The 14,190-nt window shown below is 61.0% G+C and carries 13 protein-coding genes; 7 read left to right on the top strand and 6 right to left on the bottom strand.

Features of this window, described 5'->3' with window-relative positions:
* Nucleotides 1-44: 44 nt before the first annotated feature.
* From AB7531_RS18435 to AB7531_RS18420, 4 genes are all read right to left on the bottom strand, one after another.
* Nucleotides 45-1,157, bottom strand: coding sequence for an OpgC domain-containing protein (locus AB7531_RS18435; protein ID WP_441280030.1), 1,113 nt, complete (start codon nucleotides 1,155-1,157; stop codon nucleotides 45-47).
* A 34-nt stretch (nucleotides 1,158-1,191) separates the two neighbouring features.
* Nucleotides 1,192-1,662 carry a CBS domain-containing protein gene (locus tag AB7531_RS18430; RefSeq protein ID WP_063982731.1) on the bottom strand — a complete coding sequence of 157 codons (471 nt, stop codon included), beginning with the start codon at nucleotides 1,660-1,662 and terminating at the stop codon, nucleotides 1,192-1,194.
* Between the two features lie 81 nt (nucleotides 1,663-1,743).
* Nucleotides 1,744-2,565, bottom strand: a complete 822-nt coding sequence (locus tag AB7531_RS18425) for a universal stress protein (RefSeq protein ID WP_441280029.1) — start codon at nucleotides 2,563-2,565, stop codon at nucleotides 1,744-1,746.
* A gap of 152 nt (nucleotides 2,566-2,717) precedes the next feature.
* Entirely contained in the window at nucleotides 2,718-3,164 is a 447-nt protein-coding gene (locus AB7531_RS18420) for a baeRF12 domain-containing protein (protein ID WP_063986311.1), read from the bottom strand.
* Nucleotides 3,165-3,289: 125 nt separating this feature from the next.
* On the opposite strand from AB7531_RS18420, the gene AB7531_RS18415 reads away from it, so the two are divergent.
* The 5 genes from AB7531_RS18415 (at nucleotide 3,290) to AB7531_RS18395 (ending at nucleotide 9,849) form a co-directional block, all read left to right on the top strand.
* Nucleotides 3,290-3,976, top strand: coding sequence for a CBS domain-containing protein (locus AB7531_RS18415; RefSeq protein ID WP_063982729.1), 687 nt, complete (start codon nucleotides 3,290-3,292; stop codon nucleotides 3,974-3,976).
* 38 nt (nucleotides 3,977-4,014) lie between these two features.
* Nucleotides 4,015-4,227: a hypothetical protein gene (locus AB7531_RS18410; protein WP_063982728.1), complete on the top strand. Its 213-nt coding sequence runs from the start codon at nucleotides 4,015-4,017 to the stop codon at nucleotides 4,225-4,227.
* Between the two features lie 1,204 nt (nucleotides 4,228-5,431).
* On the top strand, nucleotides 5,432-6,466 hold the full coding sequence (locus AB7531_RS18405; protein ID WP_245328630.1) for an efflux RND transporter periplasmic adaptor subunit: 1,035 nt from the start codon (nucleotides 5,432-5,434) through the stop codon (nucleotides 6,464-6,466).
* Complete coding sequence (locus AB7531_RS18400) at nucleotides 6,467-9,541, top strand: efflux RND transporter permease subunit (RefSeq protein ID WP_063982725.1); 3,075 nt, start codon at nucleotides 6,467-6,469, stop codon at nucleotides 9,539-9,541. It abuts the gene before it with no gap.
* Complete coding sequence (locus AB7531_RS18395; RefSeq protein WP_063982724.1) at nucleotides 9,538-9,849, top strand: DUF3240 family protein; 312 nt, start codon at nucleotides 9,538-9,540, stop codon at nucleotides 9,847-9,849. Before AB7531_RS18400 ends, AB7531_RS18395 begins: the two co-directional genes overlap by 4 nt.
* A gap of 18 nt (nucleotides 9,850-9,867) precedes the next feature.
* Here AB7531_RS18395 and AB7531_RS18390 read toward each other — a convergent pair whose 3' ends face one another.
* Both AB7531_RS18390 and AB7531_RS18385 read right to left on the bottom strand, forming a co-directional pair.
* Nucleotides 9,868-12,156: a heavy metal translocating P-type ATPase gene (locus AB7531_RS18390; RefSeq protein ID WP_063982723.1), complete on the bottom strand. Its 2,289-nt coding sequence runs from the start codon at nucleotides 12,154-12,156 to the stop codon at nucleotides 9,868-9,870.
* Nucleotides 12,157-12,412: 256 nt separating this feature from the next.
* Nucleotides 12,413-12,763 carry a c-type cytochrome gene (locus tag AB7531_RS18385; protein WP_245328648.1) on the bottom strand — a complete coding sequence of 117 codons (351 nt, stop codon included), beginning with the start codon at nucleotides 12,761-12,763 and terminating at the stop codon, nucleotides 12,413-12,415.
* 463 nt (nucleotides 12,764-13,226) lie between these two features.
* On the opposite strand from AB7531_RS18385, the gene AB7531_RS18380 reads away from it, so the two are divergent.
* Nucleotides 13,227-13,679: a pyridoxamine 5'-phosphate oxidase family protein gene (locus AB7531_RS18380; RefSeq protein WP_063982721.1), complete on the top strand. Its 453-nt coding sequence runs from the start codon at nucleotides 13,227-13,229 to the stop codon at nucleotides 13,677-13,679.
* Between the two features lie 150 nt (nucleotides 13,680-13,829).
* Nucleotides 13,830-14,186: a c-type cytochrome gene (locus AB7531_RS18375; RefSeq protein WP_063982720.1), complete on the top strand. Its 357-nt coding sequence runs from the start codon at nucleotides 13,830-13,832 to the stop codon at nucleotides 14,184-14,186.
* The last annotated feature ends 4 nt before the right edge of the window (nucleotides 14,187-14,190 follow it).

The following is a 14,190-nucleotide window of genomic DNA, read 5'->3' as shown; positions in this document are numbered from 1 at the left end:
GATGCTAGTCTAGAATTTGCGCGAAACGTTGAAGAAAGATTTGGTCAGAACAATCTTATCCGAGGCGCGGCTAGGCCGGTGAACCAGGTCAACGAGGTGGCGAAGCCGATGAGAACCGTAATGCCCGTGGCACTGACCATGACTTGAGCAAGCACGCCGTCAGATACAGTCCTGAGAAAGGTATAAGCCGCAAGCGACAGCAGGACTCCCACACAGTAAACCTCGAGCGAATTCTCTCCGCAACGAACGGCCCCCAACAGCACGCGCGACCGTAAAGCGGCCCAATGCGTCGGCACAAGATTGGTGACACAGACCGCAAGCGCAAGGAAGTGTAGAAGCCGCAGCGGATCAAGATCCGACTTGTCTATTGGATAGATCACGCCTTTCAGGAACCGAGGAACTGCGACCTCAAGAGCCGGACTGATCCAACTCATTGTAACAGCCAGTGACCAAATCAAGTATGCGACTGACAGCGTGATCACCGGACGTGACGTCACGAATGACATTAGCCGCCAGCGCCCTACCACCACCCACCATCCACCGAGCGTAACGAGGAATTGCCAGGCGAACGGGTTGAAATACCAGTCGTTCGTCGGCCATCCTCGAAGGTTCCAGCTGTATATCTGAACCAGGCCGTACAGCAGGGCCGAGGCGGCCAAGGTGGCATTTGGCCATCTGAGCAAAAGCAACAGCCACGGTGCAAACAGCAAATGAAATAGCACGAAGGTCGGCAGCACATCCGTATTGACGGGCCGGTATTGCAGGATCGCCGCACGCGACAGCGCTTCTCCCGGCTGCTGCAGGACGATCGCCACATTTGCGTCGTCTGCGAGGCCGGCATCCATCCAATGAACGGCGACGACCAGAAAGAGCGTCAACAGCAGAAATGCCGCATAAATCTCACAGCTTCGTCGAACCGTATGACAGATCGTCGCCCAAGACCCGGTGCTTCGGAACACGTGACCATATGCCATCGTGCACGTCAGTCCTGAGACAAACATGAAGACTTCAGTGGTGTCGCTGAATCCATAATGGCTCAACGTAAGCCAGCTACAGATATTCCCCGGGATATGGTTGATGAAGACGAACCAGAGTGCAATCCCTCTGCAGGCATCGAGCCGGATGTCCCGGTCTGGCATATTGTCGAGTGGGCCCATCGCGATTGTTCGAAATATCCCTGCCCGGCTGATCTTATTCCCGTGAGGCTTCCCCCGGCTCTCTAAGGCAGCTTTCCAGCGCCGTGAGCATCTGCATCCGGCCAACGATCCCCACAACCCGTCTCTTGCGGAGCACGGGTACCTGCGAGATCTGATACACATCCATTTCCTTGACTACCGCATCGATCGTGGCGTTCTCATCGACGCAAACGGGATGACGGCTCATTACTTCCTCGACCCGCAGTCCCCTCGTTCGCTCACGAGCGAGCTCGCCTTCCTGCCTCCCCAGTAGCCATTCGAGCCAAAACCCCTCGGGATAGTTGACGCCCAACTCGCGACGATGGAGGAAGTCGCCTTCGGCAATGATGCCGACCAAAGTCCCGTCATCATTGAGAACTGGCAGGCCGCGCTGATTGGTCTCGAGCAGCAGATGGAGAGCCTCCAGCAGCGGCGCTTCCGGCTTCACAGTTGCGAACGAGGTCCGCATGATATCTGACGCCAGCATTGCTTCTCTCCATGGGAACCGTGCCTCGGCCTCTCTTGATTGCGGTATTGAACAGCCATCGTCGAGAAGGCGCGTTGCGACCTAGTGGGCCATCAGCAGGCAAGCCTGGGCCTGCTGTAGGAGGCGCTGCGTCATGCCGCCAAAGATCCATTCGCCCAACCGGCTGTGTCCATAGCCTCCGGTCACGACGAGGTCAGCGCCGACGTCCGAAGCCGCGCGAATGAGATAGCCAGCATCCGGCTCCGCCGTATGCACACGAACTTCATGCTCGCAACTCACGCCGTGCTTTCTGAGATAGTTGGCCACATCCCGCACCCGGCCATGCGCCGCGTCCTGTTCGTCCGATGTGCAGATTTCGGCGATCGTGACCCTCGACGCTCGGGTCAAGAACGGCAACGCCTCACGAACCGCAAGGCGCGCTTCCCGAGTATCCTTCCACCCGATCACGATGCGATCGCCGGCCAGTTCCGTCACACCGTCCGGCACCGAAAGCGTGGGACGGCCCATCCGCAGCATGGCGCCGGCGGAATCGAGATAGCGGGGATGATTAGTCCAGAGCTGCTTGCGCTTGACGACGATAAGGTCAGCAGCCCTGGCCTGCTCGACCAGAAACTCGGTCGGAAATGCGATTGCCGAGCGCCATTCCACCTTTTCACTCGGCAGGCGGACAATCCGCCTGAACCACGCCTCTTTGGCCGAGAGCCGCGCTCGTATGCGTTCGAGGTCCTCGGCCGTTGTTTGCTCGATGATGACGCCCTCGGCCACGAACGGGGGCTCTATTGCGACCGCCGAGATACCGAGAATGGACGCCCCAAATCCGCGCGCGATGCTTTCCGCGACGGCAATCTGTCCTTCTTCCTGCTGCTCAGGATCGACGTAGACCATGACGTTGGCAAAAAACATGTCCGAGCTCCGATAGCTGAGGCGATGGCCCTTTATCCTGCATCGGGCCAGTTCCAGGTTTGATGCACATCAAGCGAGTATGACCGCCCGCTCAGGCATTGCTGTCGTTGGAAGCGCCTCACGCGGACTTCTTCCACGCGAGCGACCTGCCCTTATTCGTCCCGCAAGTGCTTTTCGATGTCGCCGACCGGGTGCCTGGTGAGGTCCTTGGCAAGCTCCGCCACGATCCGTCGCTTTACATCAGGATGGAAATCCGACCGAAGCGCCGCCAGCGTTCGAGGCGGCGCGACGATGATCAATGCGGTCGACGGCTCGCCGCGCACAACACGCTCTGCAGCAGCCGCCACTTGCTTCACAAAGCGGCGCTCCTCGAGCTCATGCCAGTCGGTCATCTCTACGGCGCTTCTTTGCCCCGACTGCGAGGATTTACTCACCCGGCCAGGCCTATCGCTCCCTTGGTCGTGTGCCGCCGGATTTTGATCTTCAAAGACGGCTTCCACCTTCAGATTCGGGAACTTCTCGTTGCCTTCGTTTCGGAAGAATAGCGCCTTTCGTCCGTCGCCGACAAACACCACGGCGCGATGCGGTATCTTGGTCATTAGGATCTCCTCCCTCAAAGGTCGATAATCCTGACCGCTCGGCAGGTCCTGTCGCTTGATCCCGATCAATCTCGACCGCCCGCAATCCGGCAAGATGCCGACAAATCGAAACCAGGGAGGTAGTCATGCAGGCACGAGACGTGATGGTTTCCCCCGCTATAACCGTCGACGCAAACGCCACAGTCCGCGAGGTCGCGCAACTTCTGCTTGCTCGACGCATCAGCGCGGTGCCCGTCGTCGATGCTGATAACAAGATCCTCGGAATCGTGACTGAAAGCGATCTGATGCATCGAGCCGAAGCCGGTACCGAACGCCCTTACTCCTGGTGGCTGCGTCCTTTGACCGGCGACGCCCAACTGGCAACCGACTACGTCAAATCGCACGCGGTCAAGGTCGACGACATAATGACGCGCGACGTCGTAACCGCGGCTCCCGAGACGCCGCTGCACGAGATCGCAATGCTTCTCGAAAACAATCAGATCAGACGTGTGCCAATCGTCGACCAGAAAGGCCAGCTTGTGGGAATCGTTAGCCGGGCCAACCTGCTTCAGGCGATCGCAAGCGCTAGGCCGAAGCTCGAAGTGTCGCTCTCCGATGCATCCATCAGGAAGAGGTTTCTCGAGGAGCTCAAGAAGCAGTCTTGGGCGCATACGTTCAACCTGAACGCAACGGTACGGAACGGGGTCGTCGACCTCTGGGGCTTCGCACCATCCGTGGCCGAACGCACATCCATCCGCGTAGCGGCCGAGGCTATTCCGGGTGTCGTGACGGTGAATGATCACCTGCTTGAGACACCGGTCTTCGTCTATTGACGCGAGGTAGACACTCAGGTTTGCAAAACGAGGTATACATGGCACATTTTGTCGTCCGCTTCATTAAGGATGTATTTGGCGACCAAGGCCAGCCTTGCGAGGCGTGCCAGCGCACGATCGACGTTGACGCGCGCGACGCGGCGGAAGCGGCGTTGCTGGCGAAGCGGACATTCTGCGAAGGGCGCTCGATTCGAGACTGGTCACTTCACGCTGATCGAATCGATGTAGAGCCGGCCGACTTTCCTTCTTGAGTGACGTTCGCAGGGCGCTCCGACCGCCTCCGCATCCCCACAAGCAGATGGCGAAACATCCCCTCGGGCCTACTGTCGAGGCTTGGACTTCTCTTCAACCGATGCGACACGCTTGCGAAGCAAGTATGACCGTGTCTGCGAAACTCGCAACGCATTGATGACCGCGGGCGAAATTGCGCAACCGACCGAGAGCGGCGTCGTTCAATCCGAACAGACGCTCGTAGTCGCGGCGGCTGATTTGAACGAGCGCTCCGTCCTGCAGCTCTTGCAGCCTCTCCTCCAAATTGGGCAACGTAGATCTAGAGCGCATGATCCTAGATCATCCCTATTCTCGTTGCGCACTGGGCGAGATCATTTAGCTGACCTGTTGGAGACGGTGCGATGTCTATTTCCCGACAAACCGGCTCCCATTCCACCGTAGCAAGCTGCTGTTGCCATTTGCATCAACGATTTCGAGGACGGCCTGATCGTGAAAGGACGACAACCGAACGTCATGGGCATGAACGGCAAGCACACGACGATACCGGCAGGTGGTCGAGACGTAGACTTCGTGCAGGCATCCAGCGGCACCGCAATAAGCCGTCCGATTGCGGCAGCGAAAATCGTCGAAATGGAGAGCTAAGAACTGCGCGCTCGGAACCGTGAGGTAAAGAGCAAACCGCTGAGCCGCGGCTACTGAACCTCCGCACGTGGCATCCCATTTTCGCACGTCCGCTCGAATTTCAGGAGGCAGCATTTGAAGGTGCGCGGGGTTCCAAGGGTCCTGCGCCGTCCCGCCATGGGAGAGCGCCGGCAGCCGAAGCGCGAACAAAGCAACAAGAGAGCATGCAACTACCGAGGCGATTGTGATTGGCTTCACTGCCCACAACTCCTCAAGCCGTTTCGGAAAAATTTAGCCTCCAATGCGGCGAACGGATTGAGCGAGATCAAGTGAGAGCTGGTGGCGACCTGCGGAGAGGCCGTTGAAGCCCCCGACGGCATCCCTCTCTTGGACGGTAAGTGGATCGTGCTCAGTTGATGCAAATCAACCCACCAAGCCTCTGAGGGAGTAAGCAAACTCTGCAATCGCGGGACACTTCGGCTGCCCCGGCGACAGAGGACCTCCGTCATGCAACTCCGGCAGGCGACTCTCCGTCCGAGCCCCTTTCGGAGCGGGGTCGGCGCTCTTCTCGCGCTCGCATTCAGTTTCCTGCCCTCAGTGTCAATGGCGGAAGACGACGTGAAGCTAAGCGCGGCGCAGGCTCAGAATCTCGGAGTCCGGGTTACGCATCCGGTATCGAGCCGTACGGACCAAACGCTGCCCTATCCGGCCCAGATCGTGATTCCAACGCCGCAATTGTGGATCGTCAGCGCCCCCGTTGCCGGGATGGTCTCCAATCTGGCTGTCGCTCGCGGAGATCGCGTCAACGCCGGCCGGCCAATCGTTACGCTGGAAAGCCCAAGCTTCGTTTCGCAGCAACGCGAGTATCTGCAAGCGGTCGCGCAAGAAGTTCTCGCCGCCCAGCAACTCAAGCGCAACGCCGACCTGTTTGAAGGCAAGGCGGTGCCGCAACGTGTGCTGGAGGCGAGCCAGACCGAGGCGCGGCAGGCGAGCGTCGCGGTCGCGGAGCGGCGTCAAATGCTGCGACTGAGTGGACTGTCCGACGAGGCGCTTTCGCGGCTAACCAACGAAGCCGCGATCAGCGCGACGCTGACCGTCATCGCACCGCGGGCGGCCTCCGTAGTCGACATCGCGGTTTCGCCAGGCCAGCGGCTCGAGCAGTCCGCACCGCTCGTCAAGCTCGCGCAGCTATCGTCGCTCTGGGTCGAAATCGCAATTCCAGCGGCCAACATCCGTGCGATCCGCGCCGGTGCGAAGATTGAAATCGAAGGCTATGCCATGCCGGGCAAGGTCGTGCTGGTCTCCGAGACCACGGACGCGGCAACTCAGACCATTTTGGTGCGCGCGGAAATCACCAACAACGGGGAGCTGCATCCTGGCCAGACGGCTGCAGCGCGCATCGGCTTCCTCTCTGCCGGCGAAAGCGCCTGGGAGATTCCTTATAGCGGGCTGGTCCGCCGCGGCGAGCTGACTTCAGTCTTCGTGGCCATCGACGGTGGCTTCCGTCTCGTTCCGGTCGCCCTGCTCGCGGAAGATCAGGACCACGTCGTGGTATCCGGCCCCATCACGGACAAGAACGAGATCGCCATCGGCGGTATTTCGGCGCTTCGCGGCATTCTCTCTGGGTTAGGACCATAGATGCTCCCGCGCCTCGTCGCATTTGCGCTTTCGCAGAGGCTGTTCGTCGTCCTGAGCGTGCTGCTGTTGATCGGTGCAGGCGCCGTGTTTCTGCCAAGCCTGCCGATCGACGCCTTTCCGGACGTATCGCCGGTTCAGGTGAAGGTAATCATGAAGGCTCCGGGCCTCACTCCCGAGGAGGTCGAGCAGCGCATCACGGTTCCCATCGAGCTGGAGCTGCTCGGACTCCCCAACAAGAATATTCTGCGCTCGACCACCAAATATGCGCTGGCCGACATTACCGTCGATTTCGAGGACGGCACCAACATTTACTGGGCGCGTAACCAGGTCTCTGAACGCCTGGCAAACATCTCGCGCGATTTCCCGGACGGCGTGAGCGGCGGGCTTGCGCCGATCACGAGCCCGTTGGGCGAAATGTTTATGTTCACCATCGACAGCCCCGAACTCTCGCTCACGGAGCGGAGGACCCTGCTCGACTGGGTGATCCGCCCGGCCTTGCGCACCGTTCCTGGCGTTGCTGACGTCAACGCGCTCGGTGGCTATGTGCGCGCGTTCGAGATCGTGCCGCGCAACGATGCACTCGCTGCGCGCAGCATTTCGTCAGATTCGTTTCGCCGCGCTATCGAGGCCAACAGCCGTAATGACGGCGCGGGCCGCGTGAACCAGGGCGAAGACAGCGCGCTGGTCCGCGTCGAAGGCAGCATCCGCGGTGTCGACGATATCCGTTCCATCGTCGTTGATACCCGCGACGGCATCCCGATCCGGGTCAGCGACGTGGCCCACGTCAGGATCGGCGCGCTGACCCGCTACGGGGCGGTCACGGCCGACGGCCGCGGCGAGACCGTCGAAGGGCTTGTGCTCGGCCTGCGCGGCGCCAATGCAGGCCAACTCGTCCGCGACATCCGCGTACGCCTCGCGGAGTTGCAACCATCGCTGCCCAAGAGCGTCTCGATCAACGTGTTTTACGACCGCAGCCACTTGGTCAACCGAGCCGTCGGCACTGTGGTGCGGGCGCTCGGCGAAGCCACTGTGCTCGTAATCGTGCTTCTGCTGCTGTTCCTAGGTAACTGGCGTGCCTCGCTTGTGATCGCGCTCAGCCTGCCGCTCGCCATCGTTATCGCGTTGATCGCGATGCGGGCGGTCGGGATGTCGGCCAATTTGATGAGTCTCGGCGGCCTTGCAATCGCGATTGGAATGCTGATCGATGCACTCGTGGTCGTGGTCGAGAACATCGTCGGCAATCTCAGCAAGCACAATCCCGACAGAGCCACGCCGCTGATCCACATCGTGTTCCGCTCGGTTTGCGAAGTCCTGCAACCCGTCGCCTCCGGCGTGCTGATCATTATAATTGTGTTCGTGCCGCTCCTGACCCTGCAGGGACTGGAGGGAAAGCTCTTTGTTCCCGTAGCGCTTGCAATCATTTTCGCCCTGGCTGGTTCGCTGCTGCTTGCGCTCACCGTCGTTCCAGTCGCGACCTCCTTCATGCTCAAGTCCGCCTCGCATGGCGATCCCCTCCTGATCCGGGCCGCGCAGAGCGTCTACGTGCCTGCTCTGGATTGGGCGTTGAACAATGAGCGAAAGGTCATCGCGGCAGCGCTGATCGGCTTGATCGCCGCGGGCTTTGCCTACACGAAACTAGGCAAGACCTTCATGCCGACCATGGACGAGGGCGACGTCATTGTCAGCGTGGAGACGCTTCCTTCCGTTAACCTGGACGAATCGCTCGCCATCAATGCCAGGCTGCAATCCGCGCTGTTGAAGGTTCCGGACGTTGCCGGCATCATCGCACGGACCGGCTCGGATGAGCTCGGCCTCGATCCCATGGGTCCCAATCAAACCGATACGTTTCTCGTGCTCAAGCCGGCGGCAGAGAGGCAGACTACGGACAGAGAAGCCCTGCTGCAGAAGCTTCGCGAGGTTTTGGCCGGCTTTCCCGGCATCTCGCTCAGCTTCACCCAGCCGATCGATATGCGCGTGCAGGAGATGATCAGCGGTGTACGCGGCGACGTCGCGGTCAAGATCTTCGGCCCGGACATCGTCAGACTCAATGAGATCGCGGCGAAACTGTCGTCCATCCTGTCCGGCATCGATGGTGCCGAAGACGTCTACACCACGCTCAACGAAGGCGCCCAATACTACACTGTAGCCGTGAACCGGATGGAGGCCGGCCGCCTCGGCCTGTCGGTCGACTCCATTGCGAATTCGCTGCGCACCCAGATCGAGGGCCGCACCATCGGGACGGCGCTCGAGGAGGGACGCCGCACGCCGATCCTGGTCCGCGGCAGCGAGACTACTCGGGAGGCGCCGACTCTACTCGCAAGCCTGCCATTGACGCTCTCGTCCGGGCAGCACGTCGCGCTGTCGCAGGTCGCCCGCATCCAGCGCGTCGACGGGCCCGTGAAGATCGACCGGGAAAACGGCGAGCGTATCAGCGTGGTTCGCGCCAATGTCCGCGGCCGCGACATGGTCGGATTTGTCCAGGCAGCTCAACAGAAGGTTGCCGCCGGCCTTCCGCTGCCAGACGGCTATCGGCTGGCCTGGGGCGGCCAGTTTGAGAACCAGCAGCGCGCCGCCGCGCGGCTCTCTGTCGTGGTGCCGGTGGCCATCGGCCTGATCTTCGTGCTGCTGTTCACCACATTCGGCTCGGTCCGCCACGCCCTACTGGTGTTGGTCAACATCCCCTTCGCGCTGATTGGCGGCGTGTTCGCGCTGGTCTCGAGCGGCGAATATCTGTCTGTTCCGGCGTCGGTCGGACTCATCGCGCTGCTCGGCATAGCCGTGCTGAACGGAGTCGTGCTGGTCTCCCATTTCAACCAGCTCCGTGCTCACGGCCTGAGCGAGGGGCGCGTCGTCGTCGAAGGCGCCATGCGAAGACTGCGGCCCGTTCTAATGACGGCCAGTATCACGGCGCTCGGATTGATCCCGCTGTTGTTCGCCTCGGGTCCGGGATCTGAAGTGCAGCGACCGCTGGCCATCGTCGTGATCGGGGGCCTGGTCTCGTCAACACTGCTGACGCTGATCCTGCTGCCGATCCTGTATCGCCGCTACGGCGGCGCTGCGAAGGGGGCCAAATGACGAGCGTGTCCGTCTGCCTCACGCTGATCCTGCCGCGCCAGTTTCGCGACGAGCTGTTCGACTATCTCGGCGAACAGACCGATCTGGTGAGGGGTTTCACGGCCTCCGATGCCGCCGGACACGGCAACGGCGTGCGGCTCCAAAGCACGGCGGAGCGCGTCAAAGGGCACGCCGATCAGGTCATCGTATGGATTGTCCTACCACGGAACGATGCCGAGCGCCTGCGCGACCGGGTTCGGGCTTCGTTCACCGGCACCAACCTCGTCTATTGGATCCTGCCCGTGGCGGAATTCGGCACGATCGACTAACCAACATCGCCAAGCTGCTCACTCCGCGGCCACGGCTTCGTAAATATCGTCCTCTTGGGCCGTATGCATGCGCACCAGCGTTTCGATCGCCTCGATCACACGCTGGGCATCTCGAATAAGATAGCGGTCGATCTTTTCCGACGGCAGGTCGGCCGCGATCCGTGCGAGCAGCCGCGCAAGGTGCAGGATCTCACGATGCGCGCGGCTCATGGCAGAGAGGCCGTGGCGTTCGCGCAGCACCTCCGCAATCTTCGGATAGACGCAGCCCTCGTCCTCGCGCTCGTGCTTCACTACACTGCCCTGAACGAGGCGATCAGCCTCTTCGATCAAGGCCGCGGCGGCGTCTGGCGGCACATCGTCGATCGCATCGACGATCTTGCGCAGTCGGTCGAGATCCCTGAACAGCGCCTGATGGTCGTGATGCAGTGCCAGGCCCTGCTCTGCGGATATCCGGCGACCGGGGCTCCCGTGGGCTGGAGTGAGTGCCCGCAGCGCGTTCAGGATGACGGCAACATCGATCACCTCCTGCACGATCGCCGCCGGCACGGGATCCAGCCAGCCAACGGTAGCGGCCACCATGGCAGCTATCGACAATCCCATGCCAATAATGACGCTTTGGAGAGCGATACGCCGTGCCCGCTGCGCAATTATGATCGCTTCGCCGACGCGATCAAGCCGATCGGTAAGGATGACCACATCCGCCGCCTCGGACGAGGCGCTCGCGCCGCGTGCGCCGAGCGCGACCCCGATATCGGCCACGGCCAGTGCCGGGGCGTCATTGATGCCATCACCGACCATGATGGTCGGATGCAGCCGCTGTTCAGTGCGCACCGCCTCGACCTTGTCCGAGGGAACGCGGTCAGCCAGCACGGCATCGAGGTCGAGCGCTGCTCCGATTGCCTGCGCCGCTGCGGCACGATCGCCTGTGACCATCACCATTCGCACGATGCCCGCATCGCGCAGCAGCCGGATCGCTCGCGGCGTATCAGCCCGCAGCTCGTCGGCCAGCAGCAGCGCACCGATCGGAAGGCCGTCCACGGCGACAAAGACGATCAGCGCCGAGCGCCACGATGCGCGCCGGATTGCCCGCAGCTCCCACGGCGACAGCTCGGCATGTGAGCGAAGCAACTCTCGCGAGCCCGCGGTTACCCGGCGGCCGTCGATCAGACCGGACAAACCGGTGCCCATGGTTTCTTTGACCTGTTCGGGCGCTTTGAGCTTGAGGCCGCGATCGACGGCCGCAGAGACGACGGTCTTGGCGAGGACGTGATGTGAGGCCTGCTCAAGCGAGGCCCCAAGCGTGAGGACCTCGTCCGGATTTTCCCCCGGAGCGACTTCAACCGAAAGCAGCCGCGCACCTCCCACCGTGAGAGTGCCGGTTTTGTCGAAGAGCACGGTGCGCGCACGAGCCAGCGCCTCCAGTGCCCCTCCGCCCTTGACTAAGATGCCGCGACGGGCCGCTTGCGCTACGCCGGCGATGAAGGCGACAGGTGCGGCCAGAATCAGGGGGCAAGGCGTTGCCGCCACCAGCACAGCGAGGCTGCGGGTCAAATCACCGGAGATCCACCACGCCAGGAAGGCGATGACGAGCGTCACGGGAAGAAAGATCAGCGCATAGCGATCGGCCAACCGCACAAAGGGGGCCTTCGCAGTTTGCGCCGCCGTCACCATGCGCACAATACCAGCGTAGGTACTCTCGCCAGCCGGTGCGGTAACGGTCAACTCGAAGGTCTCACCCGCATTCAGCGAACCGGAAAGAACGGCGCTGCCGCGTGTCTTCTCGACCGGGATCGGCTCGCCCGTAACCGCGGACTCGTCGATGGTCGCCATGGCCGAACGGACGATGCCGTCGACTGGCACGATCTCGCCGGCCCGTACCAGGAGCTCTTCGCTGACCAAGACCGCCTCGATCGGAACCTCTTCGATCCGCTCGCCAGTCTTGCGATGTGCCCGGCGCGGCGCACGATCGACCAGTGACCGCAGGTCGTGCTCAGCCCGCGCGATCGCGATATCCTCCAGCACGTTGCCACCTGAATACATCAGCGCCACCACGGCGCCGGCAAGCGGCTGGCCGAGCGCCAATGCCGCGCTCATCGACAGGAGCGCAATCGCGTCCACTCCCAGTCGGCCGCCCAGCAAGTCCCTGACGATCGAGACCGCCAGTCCACCTATCACGGGTGCCGTGCCGATTGCCCATGCGAAATCGGCCAGATCAGGACGGCCGCCAGCTCGCGCAAGGATACCCGCGGTTAATCCCGCGATTGCGATTGCAACCAGAGTCCATCGTAGAACCCGCTCAAACGACATGATCTCATTCCAACACTACCTGCATCATTCTCTTCCGAAACAAGCTCCGTTGCTTGAGCAGAATCAATGACAAGTCTCGAACACTCGCCTCCAACGAACGCAGCCATTCGCAAGGCGCCGATGAGCTAGGTCAAAATCTTTCTGAGGGTTCTGGCAGATGCTCTCAAGAGGAAGACCACTGGGTCTCCGGTTTCACCCAAAGATGCTGTCTATTGTCCTTGAACGAATATTTTGGTCTCCTGGAGATACTCAGACCTCATCGCTGCGGAGATTGTTTCGGCTTAGTTGGTTCCTGAATTGACTTCGTGTAGTTTAGGACTGCCTCCGCATCGTCCCTGTTGAAGCGGAAGGTCGGCATGGAGGGATGAATGCTGCTATAGCCATCCTGTAATCGTTGCAGGAAGTCGCTGTCATAGAGTTTGGTTTCGCTGAAGCTGCGAAAGGGCGGTGCTTGCCTGTTGGAACTCGCGCCGGTCCTACCAACTGAGTGACAGCGGGCGCACAATTTTTGCAGCAACTCTTTGCCATGTTGCTGCTCCTCATCGCGCGCATGGGCGCAGGTGCTCGACCCGAGACCTATTGTCGAAAGCATCAGCAAGCATCGCATCATCGCAGTCGTTCCCGCGAAACGGCTCACCAACGCGAGGTAGCCTTGCCGTAGACATAGAGCGCAACCAACCCGACGGTCACCACCGTCGAGAAGATCAAGATATTTCGGTCCCACTCGACTCGATCCTTCTCGGCTCTTCTGAAAGCGAGAGCCGTGAATAGGGCTTTCATGGCCAATCGGCGCATCGGAGCAGCCCTCCCAGTCCACACGATGTCACCGCCGTTCAAAGCCAGCTTGATGCAGCTCAAAGCATGAGCTCGGTTGGCGATAGGGCCCGCTATAGCGACAAGCATAACTGCCAAACAGCACCGCTCCCTCCGAGAGCGATTGGCGCAATTGCCCTCAGGCGTATGGCAGGCCGACTGCGCCCAGGCTTGGCGGCCCGCTTCTTCGATACTTGACCTGCCTCAAAACGCGCACGCTAGTTCGGGGCTAAACTAGTCCAAATCGGAGGCGACCAATGGACGAAACGTTCAGGCGGAAAATCCTTCGGCTTCTGGATCAGCACCGGACGACGAGGATCGCTACCCTACGATCTGACGGCTGGCCCCAGGTGACCACTGTCGGCTACGCCAATGATGGGCTCGTCATCTATTTCCTTTGCGGAGCGGACAGCCAGAAGGCAGCTAACCTAGCGAGGGACGATCGGGTCTCGCTAACGGTGGATGACGATCCCGCGCAAGTGATGGACATCGCGGGCCTATCGATGGCGGCACGCGCGAAGCTCGTAACGAATCCCGCCGAATTCGAAAAAGCCCTGCACCTCCTGATCTCGCGGTATCCGAACCAGAAGGGCCTTGATCTCCCCATGCCGAACACTTCGGAGGTCTGCGTCTTCCGCCTGACACCCACGATTGTCTCCCTGCTCGACTACTCAAAGGGATTTGGACATACCGACCTGATCGCGTGCTAAAGAGCCGCATCCTGCGCTAAGGGCGAGTGCGCTCGGTCATTCTGCTTTCCTTCGCCAGAACAGCTGATCGGCAGGCGGTTTTGGCGATGAGATGCCCGCCGGCGCTCGCGCGGTTGCTGTGAGTGCCCCAACCGCGAGTTGAGACGGAACATGTTCCGCAGCATGCGAGTCAACATCAGCCTCGTGATCCTGATCGCGCTATTAGCGTTGTTGCTCGTCCGCGTGCACAAGGCGGACGGATCTAAACTTGCTGCAGACAGCGCGTTGGAAGGACGTCGCCTCGCGGAAGCATGGTGCAAGCCGTGTCATGCAATCGAACCGCACATGCCTGGAATGTCGGATCAGGCACCGGGCTTCGCGTCAATCGCAAACAGGCATGGAACGACGGCACTTTCGCTGAAAGTGTTCCTGAAGACCAGCCACCAGAACATGCCGAACCTCGTCATCGCGCCCGATCAGGCCGACGCTCTCGCGAATTACATCCTTGGCCTAAAGACTCAAGACTAGAACG

Source organism: Bradyrhizobium sp. 63_E2_N1_3 (assembly GCF_052076005.1).
GTDB classification, from domain to species: Bacteria; Pseudomonadota; Alphaproteobacteria; order Rhizobiales; family Xanthobacteraceae; genus Bradyrhizobium; species Bradyrhizobium barranii.
The sequence above is the reverse complement of the archived record's forward strand: the minus strand, read 5'-3'. Positions and strand labels throughout refer to the sequence as shown.